This window comes from Actinoplanes sp. NPDC051861 (genome assembly GCF_040681145.1).
Taxonomy (GTDB): domain Bacteria; phylum Actinomycetota; class Actinomycetes; order Mycobacteriales; family Micromonosporaceae; genus Actinoplanes.
Genome location: NZ_JBFAYE010000003.1, coordinates 271,809 through 294,221, shown reverse-complemented (window position 1 = coordinate 294,221; position 22,413 = coordinate 271,809). Strand labels below are relative to the sequence as shown.

22 protein-coding genes are annotated in these 22,413 nt (G+C 71.6%); 7 read left to right on the top strand and 15 right to left on the bottom strand.

Annotation, left to right across the window (positions count from 1 at the left end; all coding sequences use genetic code 11):
- Positions 1-1,167, top strand: coding sequence for an aminoglycoside phosphotransferase (locus AB0M02_RS12185; RefSeq protein WP_364225032.1), 1,167 nt, complete (start codon positions 1-3; stop codon positions 1,165-1,167).
- Here the strand turns inward: AB0M02_RS12185 and AB0M02_RS12180 are convergent.
- Complete coding sequence (locus AB0M02_RS12180) at positions 1,118-2,050, bottom strand: phosphotransferase (protein ID WP_364225030.1); 933 nt, start codon at positions 2,048-2,050, stop codon at positions 1,118-1,120. The two genes, AB0M02_RS12185 and AB0M02_RS12180, sit on opposite strands and share 50 nt — an antisense overlap.
- 278 nt (positions 2,051-2,328) lie before the next feature.
- On the opposite strand from AB0M02_RS12180, the gene AB0M02_RS12175 reads away from it, so the two are divergent.
- Entirely contained in the window at positions 2,329-3,162 is an 834-nt protein-coding gene (locus AB0M02_RS12175; protein WP_364225028.1) for a hypothetical protein, read from the top strand.
- A 21-nt stretch (positions 3,163-3,183) separates the two neighbouring features.
- On the opposite strand, the gene AB0M02_RS12170 is transcribed toward AB0M02_RS12175, so the two are convergent.
- Positions 3,184-3,960 carry an inositol monophosphatase family protein gene (locus AB0M02_RS12170; RefSeq protein WP_364225026.1) on the bottom strand — a complete coding sequence of 259 codons (777 nt, stop codon included), beginning with the start codon at positions 3,958-3,960 and terminating at the stop codon, positions 3,184-3,186.
- A gap of 113 nt (positions 3,961-4,073) precedes the next feature.
- Between AB0M02_RS12170 and AB0M02_RS12165 the strand changes: the two genes are divergently transcribed.
- Together AB0M02_RS12165 and AB0M02_RS12160 are read left to right on the top strand one after the other, a co-directional pair.
- Positions 4,074-4,457, top strand: coding sequence for a hypothetical protein (locus tag AB0M02_RS12165; RefSeq protein WP_364225024.1), 384 nt, complete (start codon positions 4,074-4,076; stop codon positions 4,455-4,457).
- Complete coding sequence (locus AB0M02_RS12160) at positions 4,444-6,396, top strand: caspase family protein (RefSeq protein ID WP_364225022.1); 1,953 nt, start codon at positions 4,444-4,446, stop codon at positions 6,394-6,396. Before AB0M02_RS12165 ends, AB0M02_RS12160 begins: the two co-directional genes overlap by 14 nt.
- Here the strand turns inward: AB0M02_RS12160 and AB0M02_RS12155 are convergent.
- Positions 6,310-7,311 carry a LysR family transcriptional regulator gene (locus AB0M02_RS12155; RefSeq protein WP_364225020.1) on the bottom strand — a complete coding sequence of 334 codons (1,002 nt, stop codon included), beginning with the start codon at positions 7,309-7,311 and terminating at the stop codon, positions 6,310-6,312. The genes AB0M02_RS12160 and AB0M02_RS12155 overlap by 87 nt on opposite strands.
- A 103-nt stretch (positions 7,312-7,414) precedes the next feature.
- Here AB0M02_RS12155 and AB0M02_RS12150 point away from each other — a divergent pair, with 103 nt between their 5' ends.
- Positions 7,415-10,753: a bifunctional proline dehydrogenase/L-glutamate gamma-semialdehyde dehydrogenase gene (locus AB0M02_RS12150; RefSeq protein ID WP_364225018.1), complete on the top strand. Its 3,339-nt coding sequence runs from the start codon at positions 7,415-7,417 to the stop codon at positions 10,751-10,753.
- A 117-nt stretch (positions 10,754-10,870) separates the two neighbouring features.
- On the opposite strand, the gene AB0M02_RS12145 is transcribed toward AB0M02_RS12150, so the two are convergent.
- The 4 genes from AB0M02_RS12145 to AB0M02_RS12130 are packed head-to-tail and all read right to left on the bottom strand — an operon-like array spanning position 10,871 to position 13,383.
- Complete coding sequence (locus AB0M02_RS12145) at positions 10,871-11,437, bottom strand: hypothetical protein (protein ID WP_364225016.1); 567 nt, start codon at positions 11,435-11,437, stop codon at positions 10,871-10,873.
- On the bottom strand, positions 11,434-11,757 hold the full coding sequence (locus tag AB0M02_RS12140) for a nuclear transport factor 2 family protein (protein ID WP_364225014.1): 324 nt from the start codon (positions 11,755-11,757) through the stop codon (positions 11,434-11,436). Before AB0M02_RS12140 ends, AB0M02_RS12145 begins: the two co-directional genes overlap by 4 nt.
- A complete protein-coding gene (locus tag AB0M02_RS12135; protein ID WP_364225012.1) occupies positions 11,747-13,015 on the bottom strand; it encodes a sigma-70 family RNA polymerase sigma factor in 1,269 nt (422 codons plus the stop codon). The genes AB0M02_RS12140 and AB0M02_RS12135 overlap by 11 nt, the downstream gene beginning before the upstream one ends.
- On the bottom strand, positions 13,012-13,383 hold the full coding sequence (locus AB0M02_RS12130) for a YciI family protein (RefSeq protein ID WP_364225010.1): 372 nt from the start codon (positions 13,381-13,383) through the stop codon (positions 13,012-13,014). The genes AB0M02_RS12135 and AB0M02_RS12130 overlap by 4 nt, the downstream gene beginning before the upstream one ends.
- A gap of 119 nt (positions 13,384-13,502) precedes the next feature.
- Here AB0M02_RS12130 and AB0M02_RS12125 point away from each other — a divergent pair, with 119 nt between their 5' ends.
- Complete coding sequence (locus AB0M02_RS12125) at positions 13,503-13,913, top strand: hypothetical protein (RefSeq protein WP_364225008.1); 411 nt, start codon at positions 13,503-13,505, stop codon at positions 13,911-13,913.
- Here AB0M02_RS12125 and AB0M02_RS12120 read toward each other — a convergent pair.
- Together AB0M02_RS12120 and AB0M02_RS12115 are read right to left on the bottom strand one after the other, a co-directional pair.
- On the bottom strand, positions 13,910-14,533 hold the full coding sequence (locus tag AB0M02_RS12120; RefSeq protein WP_364225006.1) for a maleylpyruvate isomerase family mycothiol-dependent enzyme: 624 nt from the start codon (positions 14,531-14,533) through the stop codon (positions 13,910-13,912). The genes AB0M02_RS12125 and AB0M02_RS12120 overlap by 4 nt on opposite strands.
- Before the next feature lie 36 nt (positions 14,534-14,569).
- Entirely contained in the window at positions 14,570-15,049 is a 480-nt protein-coding gene (locus tag AB0M02_RS12115) for an Lrp/AsnC family transcriptional regulator (RefSeq protein ID WP_364225004.1), read from the bottom strand.
- A gap of 100 nt (positions 15,050-15,149) precedes the next feature.
- Between AB0M02_RS12115 and AB0M02_RS12110 the strand changes: the two genes are divergently transcribed.
- Positions 15,150-16,262: a Glu/Leu/Phe/Val dehydrogenase dimerization domain-containing protein gene (locus AB0M02_RS12110; protein WP_364225002.1), complete on the top strand. Its 1,113-nt coding sequence runs from the start codon at positions 15,150-15,152 to the stop codon at positions 16,260-16,262.
- A gap of 9 nt (positions 16,263-16,271) precedes the next feature.
- Here the strand turns inward: AB0M02_RS12110 and AB0M02_RS12105 are convergent, their stop codons facing one another.
- Genes AB0M02_RS12105 through AB0M02_RS12080 form a run of 6 tightly spaced genes read right to left on the bottom strand, consistent with a single transcriptional unit; the run spans position 16,272 to position 22,319 of the window.
- Positions 16,272-17,738 (bottom strand): aldehyde dehydrogenase family protein, encoded by a 1,467-nt coding sequence (locus tag AB0M02_RS12105; protein WP_364225000.1) that lies wholly within the window; start codon positions 17,736-17,738, stop codon positions 16,272-16,274.
- On the bottom strand, positions 17,722-18,717 hold the full coding sequence (locus AB0M02_RS12100) for a branched-chain amino acid ABC transporter permease (RefSeq protein ID WP_364224999.1): 996 nt from the start codon (positions 18,715-18,717) through the stop codon (positions 17,722-17,724). The genes AB0M02_RS12105 and AB0M02_RS12100 overlap by 17 nt, the downstream gene beginning before the upstream one ends.
- Positions 18,714-19,595 (bottom strand): branched-chain amino acid ABC transporter permease, encoded by an 882-nt coding sequence (locus AB0M02_RS12095; RefSeq protein WP_364224997.1) that lies wholly within the window; start codon positions 19,593-19,595, stop codon positions 18,714-18,716. Before AB0M02_RS12095 ends, AB0M02_RS12100 begins: the two co-directional genes overlap by 4 nt.
- On the bottom strand, positions 19,592-20,305 hold the full coding sequence (locus AB0M02_RS12090) for an ABC transporter ATP-binding protein (RefSeq protein WP_364224995.1): 714 nt from the start codon (positions 20,303-20,305) through the stop codon (positions 19,592-19,594). The genes AB0M02_RS12095 and AB0M02_RS12090 overlap by 4 nt, the downstream gene beginning before the upstream one ends.
- A complete protein-coding gene (locus tag AB0M02_RS12085; protein WP_364224993.1) occupies positions 20,302-21,033 on the bottom strand; it encodes an ABC transporter ATP-binding protein in 732 nt (243 codons plus the stop codon). Before AB0M02_RS12085 ends, AB0M02_RS12090 begins: the two co-directional genes overlap by 4 nt.
- Positions 21,030-22,319 carry an ABC transporter substrate-binding protein gene (locus AB0M02_RS12080; RefSeq protein WP_364224991.1) on the bottom strand — a complete coding sequence of 430 codons (1,290 nt, stop codon included), beginning with the start codon at positions 22,317-22,319 and terminating at the stop codon, positions 21,030-21,032. Before AB0M02_RS12080 ends, AB0M02_RS12085 begins: the two co-directional genes overlap by 4 nt.
- Positions 22,320-22,413: the final 94 nt, after the last annotated feature.

Below are 22,413 nucleotides of genomic sequence, written 5' to 3'. Positions count from 1 at the left end.
GTGATCCGACGACCCCGCCTGAGCGAAGCACCCGCCGCCGTCCGCTCCGCCGTGGCCGAACTGCTCGGCAGCCCACTCCACGCCGAGCACCCGGCAGCCGCCGGATTCACCCGGTCCATCGCCTCCGTCGTCATCGGCACCGGAGGCGAGCGCCTCTTCATCAAGGCCGCGCCAACCGACAACGACCACGGCGAGACAGGCGAGACCGTCAAGTCCATCAATGCCGTCAACACCGTCAACAGTCACGACAAGACAATCAACACGGTCAACACCGTCAACAGCGACAGCAAGGCAGTCGATACAGCCGAGACAGTTGACAGCCACAGCAAGACAATCAACACAGTCAAGACAGTCGACGGCAAGACAATCAACACGGTTGAGACGATCAACGGCGACGGCAAGACAGCGGCGACGATCGGGGCGGTTGAGGCGGGGGCTCTCCTGGCCGGCCACATCGGTGATCTCGGCCCACGGCTCGTCGGCTTCATCGCGATCGGGGACTGGCGGATAGCGGCCTACGAGGTGATCGACGGTGAACCGGTAACCCGCTGGACTGACGCCGACCGGTTCGCACTTCGTGCCGTGATGCAGCGAATGCACCACCTCATGGAGCCCTGCCCGACAGCCGGCACCTCGCCCTACGCCGTGGCTTTCCTCCCGCTGCTCGGCACCTGGCAGGCCCTCAACGGCACCCCCGCCACGCTCGACGTCGACCACATCCGCGGACTGCCCACCGAGATCCCCATCCCCGTGCTGGCCGGCCTGGAGAGTCGCTGGCTTCCGGCACTGATCGGCGGAAACGCGCTTCATCACGGAGATCTTCGGCGCGACAACTTCGTCCGGCAGCCGGACGGGCGGCTGCGGATCGTCGACTGGACTCACCTGTGGACGGCGCCGGGCTGGATGGACCTGGTACGGCTGGCTCCCGACCTCGCCGCGTGCGGCCACGACCCGGAGCAGCTCCTGCGCGACTCGCCCTGGCACGACGCTCCCGGCGAACATGTCGACGTCGCGCTCGCCGGGCTGGCCGGCCGGGCCTGGCGTGAGGGGCTTCTGCCGGAAGTGCCGGAGTTACCCGGTCTTCGCTCCATGCAGCGCGAACAGGCCGTCCACCTGCTCAAATGGCTCGGGTACCGGCTCCGGAGCGCCACCAGACGCGCTCCATGATCAGCTCGTTGAGCCTCGCGAGACGTTGCGGTAGCAGCCACCCGGGCGCGCCGGGGTCGGTGAGCGCGAGCCGGATGTCGGCGGTGACGTAGCTCGCCTCCCGCACCTCACACTCGGCGCGCAGCCTCTCCGGCGAGATCGACGTCAGGCCGGCGACCACGTCCAGGACGGCCGCCACGTGCTCACCGCTGTCCGCGATCACGAAGAACCAGTCATCCATCGGCTCCCCGAACCGCGCCCACTCGAAATCCAGCAGCGCCGTCAGAATCCCGTCCGCCGCCAGCCAGTTTCCCCAGTGACAGTCCGCATGGACAGGAACTTCTCTGCTTGCGTACGCGGACGCGCGCTCGCCGATCCCCCTGAGCCCGTCGAGCAGAACCGGCGACACGACCCCGTCCCGGTCCGCGACGGCCACACCCTCGATCTCGGCGAGCAGCCCCTCCCTGCCCGTGAATCCGCCGTGGTCGAGCCGCTCCGCCAAGATCCGCGACGCGTCCCCGTCCGGAACCCACCCGTGCAGCAGACTCAGCCGCCGCACCGCCTGCTCCGCCAGAGAACACGCCGTCACCTCGTCGACGCCCGGCAGACCCATGCCCGGAGCCGCCCCCGGCACTCGGGCATAGCACGCGTAGCGCACCTCTCCCCCGTCGATCGAGTGGACTCCACTGGAGAGCAGCGGCGCGGTGAGCCCGGCCGGCAGGAACGGCCCCAGCCCGATCTCCCGTTCCAGCCGCGGATGTTCACCCGCCCCGATCACCTTCACGACCGCCTCGTCACCCACGAAGACCTCGTGGGAGATGCTCTCCGCCCTCGTCATGGGCCCCGGATCACGCCCGAGAACCCCCGTCGCGACCGCCCGAGCCACCTGCTGCGCCTGCGTCATGGCAGCCAACGTAGAGCCCCATCCGACCAGCATCTCCCGACCACCGGCCGCCTGACGGCCCAGGCGCCCACCACCACGCCGGATGCTCACTTTCGAAGGCTCCGGCCGAGATCACCCGCCACCACGACGCCAGCCGCCACGACGCCCCCACCCACGGCACCCCAAGGACCGTCATCGATGTGATGTGCGGCACTCCGCATCCGCCAGATCTAGCCGACCAGCCATCCCCGGGACGGGGTCCGGACCGGTACCGTGCCCCGGTGTTTCCTGATAAATCAGTGCAGAACAGGCCGCCCGGAACGGTGACCGCCGCGTTCTGGTGTCAAGTCTCCGCGGCTGCTCTGCTCGCGGTTCTCGCTCTGCTGAACGTGGCCGCTTCGGTCCTGCTCAGCAGGATGTTCTCCGTGGGGCCGATCACCGGGACCCTGTTCCTCGGTGGACTGCTCCTCGCCCTGGCCGGGTGGCTGACCGTCACCGCGTTCGGTCTGCGCCGCGGCCACCGGAGCGCGTACTGGCAGAGCCTGACCAGCCTGGGCCTTTCCCTGATCCTGATCGCCGGCGCACTCGGTCTCGGCACGATCGGCGTCGGGGTGGGCTACAGCGTGATCTCCTCGGACGCGGACTCAGCCGCCCGGCTCGACCAGTTGGTCTTCTGGGCCACTGTCGCCGTGCTGGTCGCCGTCCCGGCCGCCGTCACCGCGCTGGGACTCATGGTGGCGACCGTCGTCCTGCTGGTCACCGGGCCCTCCCGCCGCTTCTTCGACGTCGTCCGCAACCACGAGCCGCGACAGTCCACGACCGGCCGCTACGGCGGTCCCACCGCGGTTGCCAACGCTCTGGTCGCGTACGCAATCCTGGCTTTTCTCTCCGGCTACAGCCTCGTCGACTCCGCGCACATGATGTCCAACGCCTGCTTCGACGGGACGGGGCAGGTCGTCTGCCCGATCAGCGGCCCGGACTGGATCCGCCCCATCCCCGGCGCGGCCGCCGCCATGGCCCTGCTCATCGGCCTGGCCGGCCTGGCGACCGGCCGCCCGTTCCGCGCTCCCGCCCTGGTCACCGGCTACCTGCTGGCTGCAACCGGCCAGATCGTCACCTGGATGGCCGGCTGACCCGACCGGCAGCGCCGGACCTCAGGCGACCCCGCGCACCAGCTCCGACAGCGAAGGCCACAACCCGGGCGCGGCGCCGACCGTCAGGTCCGTCGAGTAGCCGGCGTCCCGGCCGCCCAGCACCACCCCCGCCTCCCGGGCGATCAGCGCCCCCGCCGCGATGTCCCACAGCTTCGTGTCCAGGGCCAGCCCTCCGTCCAGGCGGCCGGCCGCCTGGTACACCAGGTTCAGCGCGGCCGGGATGCGCCGGATGTCGCCCACCACCGGAAGCAGTTCCCGGACCACCCGACCTGCGCGCTCCTTGGTCTTCACGTTCGGCTGGAAGCTCACGCCGACGAGGGCCTCACCCAGCGGCGGCCCGCCCGTCACCGCGAGCGGCGAACCGTTGAGCAGCGCTCCCCCGCCGTCCACGGCGCTGAACGTCTCGTCCGCGACCGGCTCGTACACCACCGCCATCCGCGGCTGCCCGTCCTGGTAGAGCGCAACGCACACCGACCACGGGCCGGTACGGCTGATGTAGTTGCGAGTCCCGTCCAGCGGATCGACCACCCACTCCCAGCCGGTCCGGCCGTCCCGCCCGTGGCCCTCCTCGGCCCGGATCGCGTCGTCCGGCCAGGCGGCCGAGACGGCCTCCACGATGAGCTGCTCGCTGGCGATGTCGACGTCCGACACGACGTCGTTGGCGTGCGCCTTGGGCGCACCCACCCGCAGTGTGTCCCGCCGCTCGATCTGCAGGCGCCCGGCCCGTACCGCCACGTCGGCGGCGAGCTTCCGCGCCGCAACAAGATCTCGATCCACCCCGACGAGGCTATCGAACGGCAGTCGGGCATCCGACCCTTGCCGTGGATGCTCCGGCGATTCCGGGTGGCAGCGGGCGGGAGGACGCTGGACGGGGAGTGGAGGTGGGCGGTGTGGAGGCGACGATCAGGGTTCTCGGCGAGGACGGTGACAGCTCGGCGGAGGTTCGCAGGCTGCTGGCCTGGCTGCGCGACGAGCCGGACCTGCGGGGCTCGGGGCTGCGCCTCGACGGCGTCGTGCGCGAGGAGGAGATGGGCCTCGACGCAGAGATGATCATGGCGGTGCTGGGTCCCGCGGGTGCGGGGGCGGCGCTCCTCAGCGCCATCAGCGCTTTTCTGACCGCCCGGGGGCCCCGGAACAACGTCAGGATTCGCGTCGAGGGACCCGACGGGTCGGTCGAGCTGGACGCTCGCATGAAGACCGATGACATCGACGACTTTCTCCGCCGGACGGGAGCCATGACCGGTCTGGCACAGGCTCCCGATGCGACTGCCTGATCCGCGGCGCACCTGGCTGCTGCTCACCGGGACGGCCGCGGCCTCGGCGGACGAGTCGCTGCCGGGGCTGCCGGCCGTCTCGGGAAACCTCGGCTCGCTGCTCGAGGCGCTCACCTCGGCGGGTGAGCACGCGATCCTGCCGGAGCACGCCGTGGTCGTGCGCGATCCGGGCGATCCGGCCGACCTCGAGGAGGCCCTGCTGGATCTCGCCGAGCGCGACGCCGACACCATCCTCTTCTATTTCGCCGGTCACGGCCTGGTCGACGACGTCGGTGACCTCTTTCTGGCGACCACGAAGTCGTCGAGTCAACGGCCGGGACTGCGAAGCCTTTCGTACGAGGTGGTGCGCCGCACGCTCGCACACGCGCGAGCGGGCAACCGGCTGGTGGTGCTCGACTGCTGCTACAGCGGCCGTGCCATCAGCGCGATGGGCGGCGCGGTCAGCGGCGGTGACGTCGAGGTCGCCGGCTCGTACACGTTGACGTCCACGAGCGCCAACCGGACCGCGCACGCGCCGGCGGGCGAGCCGTACACGGCTTTCACCGGGGCCCTGCTCGATGTGCTGCGCAACGGCGAGCCCGGCGGTCCGGAACTGCTCGACATGATGACGATCTACAAGGGCGTCACCCGGCGGTTGCGAGCGGCCGGGCGCCCCAGGCCCGAGCAGCAGAACACGGCCACGGTCCTCGACCTGGCCCTCGGCCTGAACCGCGCGTGGGGCCGCGACGAGCCGGCAGCGGCGACAGTGACGGTGACGGTCCCGCGGGAGTCGCCACCCGTGACGGTTCGCGATCTCGCGGCGGACGGAACCGTCCTGGGCGTCTGTTTCGGTGCCGGCACGATAGGTGCGGTGGTGGGGCAACAGGGAGCGCGGAGCGAGGGCGACGGCGGACCGGGCTGGGTCCGCCGCGCGGCGGACCGTTCCTGGCCGGCCCGCATCCACGTCACCTCCTGGCGGCTGACGGGCACCGACCGTGTCGTTCACCCGGTCCTGCCGCTCCCGCACACCGCGACGACGTTCAGCTCGGTCCTGCCCGGCGCGGGCGGAACCGGGGACGCCGCCATCGTGATCAGCGTCGGCGCCTGGCATCGGGTGGACCTCCACGGCAGTACGATCACCGGCCCCAGCCTGACGGCGGCGGCGAAGCGGCTGGCGAAGAGCAACCTGCACTACTTCGCCGCCAACGACGTGATGCGCTGGGACATCACCAAGGACGGCGATCCGGCCTGGCTGGTGACCGCCGGATTCCGGCCCGACCTGAAGGCGGCCCGCGAGAACCCGGTCCGGACCCTCTACTCGGCGCTGACTCCCGTGTTCGGCTCGGTGCTGAAGGAACTGGTGAACCTGTCGGTCTACGACGCCGCGACACACGACGTTCGTGGGCGGATCGCGCTGCACGTGCGCTACGACAACGTGCTCCACTTCCAGACGCTGCCGGGGAGGTGTGCCGCGCTCGTCGTCGCGACCGACGACAAGCGGCGGCCGCTGCGCAGGATCATCGTCGACCTGAACGCGTACGAGATCGTCGCGGACGACTTCATCGGCGCGGACCCCATCCGGCGGCCGCTGTTCGGGAACATCGGAGCGCCCGGGTTCCGCCTGTCCGCCGACGGCGCTCACATCGCGATCTCCAGTGGGCGCACCGACCGTACGGTGATCTATCCGGTTGATGGCCGGGGCACGGCCTCGAGCGTTCCCGGCAGGCTCGCCTCCTGGTCGCCGGCCGGGCCGATCGTCGCCGTCTGCGACGGCGCGACGCTGACCGTGCTGAAGGCCGACGCCCGGTCCGACGTCATGAAGATCGACCTGCCGGGCCCCGCGACCGCCGCACCGGTGTTCTCGCCCGACGGGTCACGCGTCGCGGTCGCCGGCGGTGAACGGGTCATGGTCGTCGGGCCGCTGGCGCCCGGAAGGATCGCCGGGGCCCTGTCGTCCTGACGGACCGCTCCCCGCGGCCGGCGACGCCTCGACGGTCTCCTGGAGGATGTCGCGGAAGGCGCGGGCCGCCGGTGACGCCGCTCCCGCCAGCCGCTGCGCCGTGAAGATCGTCCGGCGCGGGCTCTCGGACAGTTCCAGCAGCCGGCACGACGTCGACCGGCCCGCCCACACCAGGTCCGGGATCAGTGCGACCGCGTTGCCCGACTCCACCAGCCTCATGTGCGCCTGCAGGTCAGCCGTCTCGTAGCGGACGTCCGGCTCGAAGCCCGCCCGGCGGCAGACCTGCTCGGCGAAGTGCCGGGAGGCGGCGCCGCGCGGCTCCATCACCCAGGGCATGTGCCGGGCGTCGTCCAGCGACGCGACCGGGTGCAGGGACAGCGGCTCCGAGGGCAGGGCGAGCCGGATCGCGTCGGTGGTCAGGTCCCGGCGGTCGAGGCCGGGGTGGTGCGGGGCGGCGTGCGCCGGGTACTGCTCGGCGATCACCATGTCGAAGTCGCGCGCCCAGGTCTCGCGGAGCGCCTCCTCGGGTTCGCGCTGGACCATCTCCACCCGTACATCCGGATGGCGCAACGCCATCGCCCGCAGCGTGGCCGGCATGAACGCCAGGGCCGCGGACTGGAAGACCGCGACCCGGACCCGGCCCGTAACGCGAGTGGCCGCCGCCTGCAACCTTGCTTCGGCACGCTCGAGGGTGTCGAGCACCTCGCCCACCGACGCGACCAGGACCTCGGCCTGCGGAGTGAGCTGGACGCGGCGCCCGGCCTTGCGCAGCAGCTGCGTGCCGGTCTCCCGCTCCAGCTGGCTGAGCTGCTGGCTGACCGCGGACGGCGTGAAGTTGAGCGCCTCGGCGACCGCCGCGATGGTGCCGCGGACGGCGAGTTCGCGCAGCAGGATCAGGCGGCGGATCTCCAGCACCCGCACACATTAGCTCAACTGAAGATTACTGCTCAGAAAGCGTTGCTTTTCCTAATCCGTAGGGCAACTACACACTGAGGCGGTTACCGGAAGGAGCATCCCGATGTCTGAGATCGCCGAAGAGACGATCGCCCTTGTCCGGCGCTGGCTGCGCGAGGCTGCGGACGTTCCCGTCGGCGGCTCGGCCGCTCAACTGGCCGGCGTGCTGCGCGACCCGAAGGGCCTGCCGTTCACGGTCGGCTTCGTCGACGGCGTCGTGCGCCCCGAGGACCTGCGGGTCAGCGCCCGCGCGCTGAACCGGCTCGCCGCCGACGTCCCCGCGTTCCTGCCCGCGCACCTGCGCGGCGCCGTGAAGCTGGGCGGCGCCCTGGCGCCGATCATGCCCGGCGTGGTGGTGCCGATCGCCCGCCGAGCGCTGCGGCAGATGGTCGGGCACCTCATCGTGGACGCCTCCGACCGCAAGCTCGGCAGGGCCATCGCGCGCATCCGGAAGCGGAACGTCCGGCTCAACGTCAACCTGCTCGGCGAGGCGGTCCTCGGGCGCAAGGAGGCCGAGCGCCGGCTCACCGACACCGAGCGGCTGCTCGCCCGCGACGACGTCGACTACGTCTCGATCAAGGTGTCCTCGACGGTCGCGCCGCACAACCCGTGGGCGTTCGACGAGTCGGTCGACGACATCGTGGAGCAGCTCACCCCGCTGTTCCAGCAGGCGGCGAAAACGCGCAAGTTCGTGAACCTGGACATGGAGGAGTACAAGGACCTCGACCTGACGATCGCCGTCTTCACCCGGATCCTGGACCGCGAGGACCTGCGTGATCTGGAGGCCGGCATCGTCCTGCAGGCGTACCTCCCGGACGCGCTGAGCGCCATGATCCGGCTGCAGGAGTGGTCCGCGAAGCGGCGCGGCAAGGGCGGGGCCGGCATCAAGGTCCGCCTGGTCAAGGGCGCCAACCTGCCGATGGAGCGGGTCGAGGCGGAACTGCACGGCTGGCCGGTCGCGACGTGCGACTCCAAGCAGGCCACCGACACCAACTACAAGCGGGTCCTCGGATACGCGCTGCACCCGGACCGGATCCGCAACGTGCGGCTGGGCGTGGCGGGGCACAATCTGTTCGATGTCGCGTACGCCTGGATTCTGGCGGGAAAGCGCGACGTGCGCGCCGGCATCGAGTTCGAGATGCTCCTCGGCATGGCCGAGGGCCAGGCCGAGGCGGTCCGCCGCGAGGTGGGCGGGTTGTTGCTCTACACCCCGGTGGTACGCCCGGAGCAGTTCGACGTCGCCATCGCCTACCTGATCCGCCGCCTCGAAGAGGGCGCGTCCAGTGACAACTTCATGTCCGCCGTCTTCGACCTGCACGCGAACGAGGCTCTGTTCGAGCGCGAGAAGCAGCGGTTCCTGAACTCGCTCGCGGAAGTCGACGAAAACGCGCAGAAGCCGAACCGCGTCGCCGACCGTTTCGCCGCGGTTCCGCAGTCGCGCGTGGGCGAGTTCCACAACACCCCGGACACCGACCCCGCGGTGACGGTCAACCGTGACCGGATCCGCACACTCCTGGGCCGTGTCGAGACCTCGGCACTCGGCCTGGCCGTCCGCCGGATCACCGACCGCGAGCACCTCGACGAGGCCCTGGAGAAGGCCGCGACCGCACACTGGGGCGCCGCCGACCGCCGTGCCGTGCTGCACCGCGTCGGCGAGGCCCTGGAGGCGCACCGGGACACGCTTCTCGAGGTGATGGCCGCCGAAGCGGGCAAAACCGTGGATCAGGCGGATCCCGAGGTCTCCGAAGCCGTCGACTTCGCGCACTACTACGCGGAACTCGCTGCCGAACTGGCGGAGACCGACGGTGCCAAGCCGGTTCCGGCCCGCCTGACGCTGGTCACGCCGCCGTGGAACTTCCCGGTCGCTATCCCGGCCGGCTCGGTCCTGTCCGCGCTCGCCGCCGGGTCCAGCGTCGTGCTCAAGCCGGCCGGACCGGCCGAGCGCTGCGGCACCGTCCTGGCCGGCATCCTGCGCGACGCGCTCTCCGCCGCGGGCGCCGACCCCGACCTGGTCACCCTGGTCCAGGTCGACGAGGGAACGCTCGGCCGTGAGCTGATCGCGCACCCGCTCGTCGACCGGGTGATCCTGACCGGGGCGTACGAGACCGCCGAGCTGTTCCGCTCGTTCCGCACCGACCTGCCGCTGCTGGCCGAGACCAGCGGCAAGAACGCCGTCATCGTGACGCCGAGCGCCGACCTGGACCTGGCCGTCAAGGACGTGGTCTCGTCCGCTTTCGGTCACGCCGGCCAGAAGTGCTCGGCCGCCTCGCTGGTGGTGCTCGTCGGCAGCGTCGCGCGCTCCAGCCGGTTCCGCACCCAGCTGCTCGACGCGGTCTCGTCGCTGGAGGTCGGCTACCCGGCCAACCCGCGCGCCCAGATCGGCCCGCTGGTCGAAGCCGCCGCCGGGAAGCTGCTCGACGGCCTCACCGAGCTCGGCGCCGGCGAGCGCTGGCTGCTCGAACCCCGCAGGCTCGACGACTCCGGCAAGCTGTGGAGCCCCGGTGTGCGCGACGGTGTGCGGCGCGGGTCGGCGTATCACCGCACCGAGTACTTCGGCCCGATCCTCGGCATCATGACCGCGGACACCCTGGACGAGGCGATCGACCTGGTCAACGACGTCGACTTCGGCCTCACCTCGGGCCTGCACTCGCTCGACGACGCCGAGATCCGCACGTGGCTGGACCGCGTCCAGGCGGGCAACCTCTACGTCAACCGCGGCATCACCGGCGCCATCGTGCGGCGCCAGCCGTTCGGCGGCTGGAAGCGCTCGGCGGTCGGCCCCGGCACCAAGGCGGGCGGCCCGAACTACCTGGTCGGCCTCACCGCCTGGGAGTCGCGCCCGTCCACCGCCACGACCGAGATCGCCCACCCCGGTGTCCGCGCGCTCCTCGATCGCGCCCGCACCGAACTGTCCCCGTCCCAGCTGGCGACCTTGGAACGCGCCGCCCGCTCCGACGCCGCCTTCCCCCTCGCGCCGTCGGACGTCTCCGCTCTCGAGGCCGAGCGCAATGTTCTCCGTTACGTCCCCACGCCGGTCACGATTCGCCTCGCTGACGGCGGTTCTTTCGTGGACCTGGTGCGCGTTCTCGCCGCCGGCACGCTCGCGGGCGCCGAGATGCGCGTGAGTTCGGCGTCCGCGCTGCCGTCGTGGATCGGCGCGCATGTGGTCGAGGACGACGTGATGTTCGCGAAGGGCCTGGAAGCGGGGCGCGTCCGGCTGATCGGCGGCGACGCGACGTCCCTCGCCGAGGCCACCGGCGGCCGTCCCGACCTGGCGATCTGGGACGGCCCGGTCACCGAGGCCGGTCGGGTGGAACTGCTCCCCTTCCTCCGCGAACAGGCGATCAGCATCACCGCCCACCGCTTCGGCAACCCCCTGCCGCTGGCCGGCCAGATCCTCTGATCGCCCCCTCCGGCTCTCGCGCCCAAGATCCCGCAACGCTCGGAGACCTTGGGCGCGAGAGCCGCCCCGCACCGGCCTCCACGCCCAAGATCCCGACGGGGCGACGAGGGAGGGCGGTCAGGAGCGGCGGGTGGGGAGGCGGCGGGTCAGGGTGGGTGCTGCCAGGGCCGGCAGGAGTGGTGGGACGAGGTTGAGGAACAGGATCGGCAGTTCCTCGGCAACGGAATAGTCGGCGACCACGACACCGATCAGCAGGTTGGCGATCATCAGCATCGTCCAGAGCGGCACGAAGACGGCCGCGGCGAAGTGGAGTGCGCCGGAGGGGACCATCAGGGCGGCGAGGAGGGCGATCGCGGCCCAGAGGCACACGCCGGCCAGGAGCAGGAACGGCAGGCGCGCCGAGGTGATCAGGCGGTCGCCCGCGAACCACCACGCGAGGCCCGCGACGAGGGCCGGCACCCCGAACACCGGGAGCGCCACGAGCGCCTCCTCACGAGGGCGGTAACCCGCCGAGAAGACCCCGAGTGCCGCGTTCACCACGGTGACGGTCAGCCACAGGGGCGTGAACACCGCGAAGGCCACCGCGCCGGCGTGGTGGAAGGGCGGCTGAGCGAACAGGGCGGTGAGCAGCAGGACGGCGGCGAACAGGAGTACGCCCGCGAGCAGGAAGCGCGGCAGCCTCATGCGCGGATCGTCATCCGGGTGACGCGGTCGCCGGCCACGTGGAAGGTGAAGTGGGACGGGCCGTTGAAGCCGTCGCCGCCGACCTGGGCGGTGACCACCACGTCGGCGTCCTGGACGGCCACCCCGGTCACCCGCAGGCTGACCCGGGCGCCGATGAACTCGCTGTCGCTCCACCCGCGGATCGCGTCGTGGCCGTGGAACTCGCGGCCCCAGTCGTCCACCACCCCGTCGGCGGGGAAGCAGGCCAGGAACGCCGCGGTGTCGTTGGCGTTGGCGGCGTCAACGGCGGTCCGGACGGCAGCGGGAAGATCAGTTGTCATGGGCGCCATCCTGCCCAAGCGGCCGCAGGGTGGAAAGGCGGCGTGCCCGCTCGCGCAGGTAACGCCGCTCGACCTCGTTACCGGCCAGCTCGGCCGCCTCCCGGTACAGCCGGGCCGCTCCCGCCGGGTTGCCGGTCTCCTCGAGGAGGTGGGCGCGGACCGCCCGCTCCCGGTGCCGGGTCAGCGGGTCCTCGTCCAGGCGGTACTGCCGGTTCGCCTCGTCGAGGAGTGCCAGGCCACGCTCCGGACCGTACGCACGGGCCACCGCAACCACCCGGCTCAGCCGCACCGGGGCGCTCGGTGAGAGGCGTTCGAGCCAGAGGTACAGCAGGGCGATCTGCGCCCAGTCCGTGCTCACGGCGTCCGGCGCGGCCGCGTGCACCGCGGCGATGGCCGCCTGCAGCTGGTACACGCCGGCGCGGCCCAGCGGCCAGACGCTGTCCAGCAGCACGGTGCCCTCGACGATCAGGCGGCGGTCCCAGAGCGCCCGGTCCTGCTCCTCCAGCGGCACCAGGTCGCCGTCGCCGGTACGGGCCGGCCGGCGCGCCTCGGTGAGCAGCATCAGCGCCAGCAGCCCGGCCACCTCGCCGTCCTGCGGGGTCAGCTCGTGCAGCATCCGGGTGAGCCGGATCGCCTCGGCGGTGAGGTCGACGCGGACCAGGTCGGCGCCGGCGGACGCCGTGTAACCCTCGTTGAAGATCAGGTAGAGCACGCGCATGACGGCGTCGATCCGCTCGGCCCGGTCGGCTCCGGTGGGCGGTGTGAAGCGCGCGCCGGCACTGGACAACTGCTGTTTCGCGCGGCTGATCCGCGTACCCATGGTGCTTTCGCTCGTGCCGTGAGCGTGCGCGATCTCCGCCGTGGTCAGACCGCCCACCGCTCGCAACGTCAGGGCGACCTGGGATGTCGCGCTGAGTGCGGGATGGCAGCAGAGCAGCAACAGGTCGAGGCTGTCGTCGGTCGCCGCCGAGGCGGGCGCGGCGCCGGCGGATGCGGCGATGGCGGACGCGGCGACCTGCTCACGGCGCCGGCGGGCCTGCTCCGCGCGGAGCAGGTCGACCATCCTTCGGTACGCGACGCGGATGAGCCAGCTGCGCGGATCGTCCGGTACCCCGTCGGCCGTCCACGCCCGGCTCGCCGCCAGCAGCGCCTCCTGGACCGCGTCCTCCGCCACGTCGAAACGGCCGAAGCGGCGTACCAGCGCGCCGAGTACCTGCGGCGCCTCGGCGCGCAACAGCTGCTCGGCCTCCCGGTTCAATCGGCGAGGTCCGCGCAGAGGATCGGCCGGATCTCGATCGGCTCGCCCAGCACCGCGACGATCCGCGAGGCGATCTCGACGGCCCGCTCGTGCCCGGCCACGTCGATCACCGCGAAGCTCGCCAGGACCTCCTTGAGCTCGGCGAACGGCCCGTCCGTCGCCGCCACTCCGGCCTCGCTCCGGCGGACCGTGGTGCTGACCGCGGGGTGGCCCAGGCCCTCGCTGGTCACGAACTCACCGGACTCGGTCAGCTCGCGCTCGAGCTCCTGATAGGCCGCGAAGGCCGTCAGCGCCTCGGCCGAGTCCATTCCGGAGCCGGCGGTGTCCCATGCCGCGACGGGCGTGTAGCCGAGCAGTAGATATTTCACATCCGGACGCTACGACACTCACTCTCGTCACTTGAGTGACACAGGTCACACCTTGGCGATGTCGAGAACGGCGGCCCGCCCCCGAGGTAGCGGCAGGCACCCACCGACGAGGAGGACAAATGAACGACATGCGAGCGCTGGACCGCCTGACCGGCACGTGGAAGGTCACCGGCGAGGCCGAGGGGGTCGTCCGGTACGAATGGATGGAGGGCGGGTTCTTCCTGCTCCAGCACGTCGAGATCGTGCACGACGGCCGGCGGATCTCCGGGCTGGAGGTGATCGGGCACCTGCGGCCGTTCGGCGAGCCGGCCGGTGCGGACATGGTGTCGAGGTTCTACGACACGCTGGGCAACACCCTCGACTACGTCTACGAGATCGAGGGGGACACGCTCACGATCTGGGGCGGCGCGAAAGGGAGCCCGGCCCGCTATCAGGGCACCATCAGCCCGGACGGCGCCACCGTCACCGGCGGATGGGTCTTCCCGGGCGGTGGCTACACGACGACGATGACCCGTACCCAAGCCGGCTAGACCACCGAGAAGCCGGACGGCAGGGAACCTCGGCCTGTCAGCGCGCGCAGCGCGGGCAGGCCGTCTCCCACCGCGGCCGCGATGCGCGCCGCGAGCGCCACCGCCTCGGACACCGCCTCCGGGCCGAGGTCGATCGGCACGCCCGCCGCCCGCGCCGCGTCCGAACCGTGCACGACCAGCTCGAACGTTCGGGTCGGCAGCCAGTCACGGACCCGCATCCCGCCCGCCGGCGTGGCCACGAGGTCGTCGTCACCGGCGACCGCCAGCGCCGACGTCGCCTGCCCGATCAGCCCGCTGATCACCTGGGCGGGCTGATCACCGAGGTTCTTACCGGTGTCCCGCGCGTCGTCGGTCGAGGCGGCCACCGCGGCCTCGACCAGCGCGGGCGGCGCGCTGCGCACCGCGGCGAAGTAGCCCTCCGGTGTGGGGACCAGCAGCATCGGCGCCTGCTGGCCGAGGACGACCGGCACCTGGCGCAGCGCCGAACTGGCGGTGTGCCCGAGCAGGTCCCGCAACGTCCAGTCGCCAAGGCCGGGTCCGTCCAGGCGATCCGGCGGGATCCGCGACACCAGGTCGGCGAAAGCGATGGCAGCGGATCGGTAGGTACGGCGATAGTCCATGACAGACACCGTAGGCCGCCCGGGTCCCGGCCGGGGTCACACGTGGCGGGTGAGGCCGGCCGGCTCGACGACCCGGTTCCGCGCGTGGTGATAGATGATCGAGCTGCGGAACCCGATGATCTCCCGCCGGTCGGTGAAGCGGTCCATCAGGAACGCGTGCAGGTCGTCCACGCTCGGCACCGCCACGTGCACCAGGAAGTCGTCGCCGCCGGCCAGGACGAACACCGACAGCACCTCGGGCAGCCCGGACGTGTAGGACTTGAACCCCTCGATCACGGTCCGGGTCAGCGGCCGGACCTGCACGTGCAGCAGCGCCTGGACCTCACGGCCGAGCGCGGTGAGGCTGACCTCCGCGTGGTAGCCGGTGATCACACCGCGGTCGCGCAGCAGCCGGACCCGTTCCAGGCACGTCGAGGGCGCGATGCCGACCGTCCGGGCGAGTTCGCGGTTGGTCTGCCGGGCGTTGCGCTGCAGTTCCCGCACGAGTGCCGAATCAATGTCGTCCACGGCCGCCATTCTGGCATGCCGGCCGAATTTCGTTCGGCGAGATCATTGTGAGTCCGCTCGGCGTCCTAGCCTCAAGGGCAACAAGCCTTCATATGTACGGGAGATTGCCATGCTGTTAACTCATCAGCGAGTCGTCGTCGAGCGGGGCTCCCGGTCCGGTCTGCCGATCGTGGTGGCGGTCCACTCCACGGTTCTCGGGCAGGCCATCGGCGGCTGCCGCCTCACCCACTACGCGGACTGGCGCGACGGTCTCGACGACGCGCTGCGCCTGTCCGCCGCGATGACCGAGAAAGCGGCACTGGCCGGGCTGCCACACGGCGGCGGCAAAACCGTGATCGCGCTGCCACCCGGGACCGTCCTTGACGAGCCGGGACGCCGCGCCGTGCTGCACGACGCCGGGGACGTGATCGCACGCCTGGGCGGCACGTACGCCACCGGGCCCGACGTCGGCACCGGCCCCGCGGACATGGAGACGATCGGGGAGCGTACGCCGTACGTCTTCTGCCGCCCGGCAGCGACCGGCGGCAGCGGCGACTCCTCCCCGCACACCGCCGCGGGGGTGCTCGCCGCCCTGCGCGCCGTGGCCGCCGAGCGCTTCGGTTCGCCGGACCTGGCCGGCCGCTCCTTCGCCGTGCTCGGCCTGGGCCGCGTCGGCAGCCACGTGCTCCGGTTGCTCACCGAGGCCGGCGGCCACGTGATCACCGCCGACGTCGACGAGTCCCGGCGTGCCGTCGCCGAGCAGCACGGCGCCACCTGGACCGACCCGGACAGCTGCCTCACCGCCGAGGTCGACGTGCTGGTCCCGGCCGCGCTCGGCGGCCTGCTCACCCCGGCCACCGTGCCCCGGCTGGCCTGTTCCGCGATCGCCGGCCCGGCCAACAACCAGCTCGCCGGGGTGAGCAGGCCGGCCAACAACCAGCTCGCCGGGGTGAGCGGGCCGGCCGGGAACGTCCCCGGCACCGCGCGGCTGCTGCACGAGCGCGGCATCCTCTGGGCACCGGACGTGGTGGTCAGCGCCGGCGGCATCGTCCACGCGATCGCCGCCGAGCTGCACCGGGAGTCGGCCGTCCAGATCGCCGCCCGCATCGACGGCATCGGCGAGACCCTGGCCGGGATACTGCGCGCCGCCCGCGAGACCGGCTGCACCCCGGCCGAGTCGGCGTCCCGCCTGGCGACCTTCCTGCTCGGCGAACGCGCGGTGCCCGCCATGGCCGCATGCTGAGGGAGCGGCTCAGAACGGGAAGTCGCGGCGGCCCTCGCGCGCGGTGACCCACTGGACCTGGGTGAACTCCTCGGCGGCGAAGCCCATGCCGAAGCGGCCGGCGCCACTGTCCTTGACACCGCCGAACGGCATCTGCGGCTCGTCGTTGACCGGCTGGTCGTTGACGTGCACGATGCCGGCCTGCAGGTGGCGGGCCAGGTCCAGCCCACGGTACGGATCCCCGGTGATCACCCCGGCGGTGAGCCCGAAGTCGGTGGCGTTGGCCCGCCGCAGCGCGTCGTCGGTGCCGTCCGCCTCCTCGAGGAGCACGACCGGCCCGAACGTCTCGTCGAAGGCCAGCTCCGCCTCGGGCGGCACACCGGACAGCACCGTCGGCGGGAAGCAGCGGCCCGCCGGAACGCCGCCGGTGAGCAGCCGGGCTCCCAGGCCGACCGCCTCGCGTACCCGCCGTTCGAGCAGGGAGAGCGCCCACTCGTTGATCACCGGGCCGACGATGGTGGCCGGGTCGGACGGGTCGCCGACCGGCAGCGCGGCGGCGCGGGCCACGAAACGCTCGGTGAACTCGGCGGCGATCGAGCGGTCCACGATGATGCGGCGCGCGCACATGCAGGTCTGGCCGGTGTGCACGAACGCGCCGTAGGTGGCGGCGTCGACCGCGTACGACAGGTCGGCGTCGGCGAGCACCAGCAGCGGGTTGTGGCCGCCCAGTTGGAGAACCATGCGTTTCAGGTGACGGCCGGCCTGTTCGGCCAGGCGGCGGCCGGTCACGGTGGAGCCGGTGAAGCTCATCCGGCGTACCCGTGGATCTTGAATTAGGGTCTCCGCGATCGCGCCGGCCTCTCCCGGCGCGTGGGTGACCACGTTGAGCACCCCGGCCGGAAGCCCGGCTTCGGCCAGGATCTCCGCCCAGAGTGCGCCCCCGGTGAGCGGTGCCTCCTCGGACGGCTTGAGCACGACCGTGTTGCCGACCGCGATCGGCGCCACCACCGCCCGGCCGGCGAGCACGAGCGACGCGTTCCACGGCGCGATGGCACCGACCACGCCGACCGGGCGGCGCATGGCGAGGGCCCGCGTGCCGGCCAGGTCCGAGGGAAGGATCTGACCGGCGGGCGCGTACGCCAGCCCGGCCGCCTGCCGCAGCATGTTCACGCAGAAGTCCAGCTGGATGGTGGCGAAGACGACCCCGCACCCGGTCTCGGCCGCCAGCATGCCGCGAACCTCGTCCCGGCGGCGCGCCAGGATCTCCGCCGCCCGCAGCATCAGGCCCTGCCGCTGCGCGGGCGGGGTCTCCGACCAGTCCGGGAACGCCGCCTGGGCCGCGCCGATCGCGGCCTGCGCGTCGTCCGCGTCCCCCGCCGCCACCCGGGCGAAGATCTCCCCCGTCCACGGGTCGCGCTTGTCGTACGTCCGCCCGTTCGCACCGTCCGCCCAGACCCCACCGACGTGGTGCCGGACCGCCCTAATCTCCTGGTCCATCGCGCTGCAGATGGTAGCCGACGGGCAGCAGGCGCAGGCCGGAACGTTTCTGGACCAGGCTCCACAGCCCGTGCGGGAGGAACAGCGCGAACGCGCCGGCGGTCAGACCGAGACCGATCAGGTACCAGGCGTCGTAGTCGGCGAACCAGTACTGGACGGCGAAGAACAGCAGCGCGCCGAACAACGGCCCCTCGAACGTGCCGATCCCGCCGACCAGCACCATGAAGATCATGTACGCCGTCCACTGCACGCCGAAGATCGACCTCGGCTCGATGAACAGCGTGTTCGCCATGATCAGGGCACCGGCCGCGCCGCAGCCGAACCCGGCCAGGACGTAGAGGCCGGCCTTGAGCGGCCAGACGCGTACGCCGAGGGACGCGGCCGCCTCCTCGTCGTCGCGGATCGCCTGCAGGCCGGGGCCGGTCCGGCCGCGCAGCAGCAGGAAGACCGCGACCAGCAGGACGACCAGGAAGGCGAGCGCGAGCCAGTACGTGTACGAGCGCCGGTCGTCGGGGCTGTAGACGTTCAGGCCGCGCAGCGAGACGCCGGTACCGCCGCCGAGGCTGTGGTCGAGAATGATCAGCAGCGCGAGGGCCTCGGCTATCACCCAGGTACCGACGGCGAATTGTCCACCTTTGAGCCGTAGTACCAGTGGCGCCAGGATTGCGGCCAGAATCGCCGAGGCGACTGCCGCCAGGACGACCGCGACATATGGGTGTATATCGCGATTTGTCAGGAAAACGGTGCCGTAGGCGCCGAAGCCGATGAACGCCTGCTGCCCCACCGAGACCATCCCGCCGTAACCGGCCAGAGCGTTCCACATGACGGCCAGGATCACGAAGACGAACAGGCTCGTGAGCTGCTGCACCACGGTCGCGATGAAGAAGACCGGCACGGTCGTCAGGATCGCCGCGGTCGCGATCAGGCCGGCCGAGCCGAACCGCGACGCCCGGTCCGACCGGGTCACTGTGTAGGTCACGCCACCGCCTCCCGCCGCCGCCAGAACAGCCGTCCCTGCGGGCTCGCCAGGACGATCAGGAACACCAGATGCCCGGCGAGGATCGAGTACTGCGGGTCGATCTGCGCGCCCAGCGTCTGCGCGACCCCGAGCACCAGCCCGCCGATCAGGGTGCCGCGCAGCGAGCCGAGCCCGCCGATCACCACCGCCTCGAACGCGAAGATCAGCTGCACCGGCCCGCTGGCCGGGTCGATCGTCGAGTGCAGGGCCAGGAACGTGCCCGCGATCGTCGCCGTACCCACGGCGATCGCTGTCGCGCGGGCGTACACCGCGGTGGCCGGCACACCCACCAGGCCGGCGGTGTCCGGGTCCTGTGCCGCCGCGCGCATCTCCCGGCCGAAGCCGGTGTGCTGCAGCACCAGGTGCAGGCCGCCGAGGACGGCGACCGCCACGAGCAGGATCACCAGCCCGAGGTACGGCACGGTCAGCTCGTCGGTGATCCGCCAGCTCCCGGTGGTGAGCCAGGGACTGGCCGTCCCCAGCGACCGCACGTCCGGCGAGAAGACCAGCAGCAGCGTGTTCTGGATGACGATGGCCAGCCCGAACGTGGTCAGCAGCGGGGTCAGCTCGCCCGACCGCAGGCTGCGGGTCAGGACCGTGACCTGAAGCAGGTAGCCGAGCGCCAGCATCACCGGCAGCGCGAACGCGGCGGCCACGACCGGCGCCACGCCGAACTGGGTGGCCACCCACCAGACCAGGAACGCGCCGAGGACGGCCAGGTCGCCGTGGGCCAGGTTGATGATCCGCATGACACCGAACATCAGGGACAGGCCGCAGGCGAACAGCGCGTACAGGCCGCCCAGGAAGACGCCCTGGAGGATCGCGTTCACCCAGCTCATGCCGCTTTCCTCCGGCTCAGGCCGAAGTACGCCTCGGTGACCTGCTCACGGGTCACCGACCCGGTCGCCGCCTCGAGTGCGACGCGTCCCTCGAGCAGGCAGATCACCCGGTCCGCGACGTCCAGGGCGCGGGCCAGGTCCTGCTCGACCAGCACGAGCGTGGGCCGGTCGGCCAGGCCGGTGAGGCTCTCGTAGACGCCGTCCACCGCCACCGGGGACAGCCCGAGCGACACCTCGTCGACCAGCAGCAGCCGCGGGTTGGTCAGCAGCGCGCGGGCGATCGCGGTGAGCTGCTGCTGCCCGCCGGAGAGCCCGGAGGCGCGCTGCCCGCGCAGTCCGGCGAGTGCCGGGAACGCCTCGTAGACGGTCTCCGGCTTCCAGGGCCCGGGCCGCGCGCGGCGGGCGGCCACGGCCAGGTTCTCGTCGACGGTCAGGCCGGGGAACAGGCGCCGGCCCTCCGGGACCAGGGCCAGGCCGAGCGCGACCCGCTGGTGCGCGGGCCGGGCGGTGATGTCGGTCCCGTCGAAGACGATCTTTCCGCCGGCCGCCGGATGGGCGCCGGCGAGCGTCCGGAGCAGGGTGGATTTCCCGGCACCGTTCGCGCCGACCAGGGCGACGATCTCACCCTCAGCGATTTCCAGAGCCATTTCGCGTACGGCGGGAAGCAGCCCGTGCCGAGCGGTGAGCGACTCGGCCCGCAGCAGGCTCATGACCGCGCCTTCCCCAGGTAGGCGTCCACGACCACCGCGTCGCTCAGGACCGTCTCCGGGTCGCCGTCGGCGATCACCTTCCCCGCGTCCATGCAGACCAGCCGGTCGACGACCTGCAGCAGCACGTGCACGATGTGCTCGATCCAGACGATCGCGATCCCGGCCGCGCGCAGGTCCCGGATGGTGGTGACCAGCTCGGCCGCCTCGGCGTCGGTGAGGCCAGCGCCGATCTCGTCGAGCAGCAGCACCCGCGGGCCGGTCGCCACCGCGCGGGCCAGCTCGAGCCGCTTGCGGTGCAGCAGCCCGAGCGTGCCGGCCCGGCGGTTGGCGAGTTCGGTCAGGCCGCACCGGCCCAGCACCTCGACGCTGTGCCGCTGTGCCGCCGAGCCGCGCAGGCCGGCGCCGTACGCGGCGCCGACCAGCACGTTCTCCAGCACGGTCATCCCGCCGAACGGCTTCGGGATCTGGTGTGCGCGGCCGATGCCCCGGCGGCACCGCGGCTGCGGGCCGAGCCGGGTCACGTCGGTACCGCCGGCCCGGACCACACCCGCGTCGGGCGTGACCGAGCCGGCGAGCACGTTGAGCAGCGTGGTCTTGCCGGCGCCGTTCGGCCCCACCACGCCGACCGCCTCACCGGCGGCGACGGTGAACCCGACGCCGTCGAGCACCTGCAGGCGGCCGTACCGCTTGCGCAGGGTGGTGCCCTCCAGCACTGGTGGGGTGGTCACGCGACGGTCCCGTACGGCTTCAGCTTGCCCGCGACGGGCACGTTCGGGTCCGACGAGTTCTCGCAGAGGACGAAGTCCAGCGGGTACGGGCTGCCCGCGGCGGCCGGCACCCACTGCCCGCCGAGGATCGGCGTGGTGACCACGTTCTTGTTCGGCCCGGCGCCCCACTTGAGCTTGCCGACCGGCGTCTCCACCTCCAGGGAGCCGATCGCCGCGGCCACCGCGTCACGCTGCTTCGGGTTGCTGGCGGCCGTGAGAGCCGCGGCCGCGACGTCGAAGAGCGCCAGGCTCGGCCCCAGCTGCTGGGTCCACTGCTTGCCGGCCGCCGTCTGGTAGCCGTCGCCGAGGTCCTGCGAGGTGACCCCGGTGAGCGACGAGGTGTACCCGTACGTCGGGGTCCAGTAGGCGGCACTGGCCACCCCGACACCGATGTCACCGAGCGCCTCCACCTGCGAGGGGAACAGCCCGGTCTTCGCCGCCTGGGCGATCTTCGGCCGGAAGCCCTGCTGCGCCGCCTGCCGCCAGAACGTCGCGAAGTCCGACGGGATCGGGAAGGTACTGAAGATCTCGCAGCCCTCGGCCTTGAACTTGGCGATCTGCGCCGAGTAGTCGTTGCTGCCGTTGGTGTACGCGCCCGGGTCGACGATCGTGTACCCGGACTCCTCCAGCATCGGCCCGAGCGAGGCCCGGATCGCGTTGCCGTCGCTGTCGTTCGGCCACATGACCGCGACCTTGCGGTTCGTCTGCACCTGCGGCCACAGGTGCGTGTACGCGCTGTGGAACTGCTCCACCCCGAAACAGAAGTGGAACGTGTACTTGTACGCGTCGTTCTGCCCCTCCTTGGCACCGCGGCCGAAGTACCAGGCCTGCCACGGGACCACGGTCGAGACGCAGGGGACGCCTGCCGCCTCGCACGCGTCGGAGACCGGGTTGACGGTCTCCGGTGTGGAGGTGGTGAGCATCAGGTCGACGCCCTCGCCGTTGATCAGGTCGTTGGCGACCTGCGAGGAGCGCTGCGGGTTGGACTGGCTGTCCTTGTCGACGACGACGACCTCGTACTTCGTGCCGCCGATGGTGAGGCCCTCGGCGAGCTTCTTGCGGGCGAGTTCGAGAACGTAGGAGTCCGGCTCGCCGAAACTGGCGGCGGGACCGGTGCGGGGGCTGACGAAACCGATCTTCAATATGTCCGACCCGGTGGTCTCGGCGCCCTTGCAGGCACCGAGCGCGAGGCTCGCGGCGCCGAGGCCGAGTCCGGAGAGCAGATGACGACGGGTGAGGTTTTCCATGGTGACCTCCCGGCGGTTCGGTGGTGCGAGGAAGTTAGAACCGGCGAGTTCAGAGGTCAACACAGCGTTTCAACATGTCGAACGGTTGGTTAGC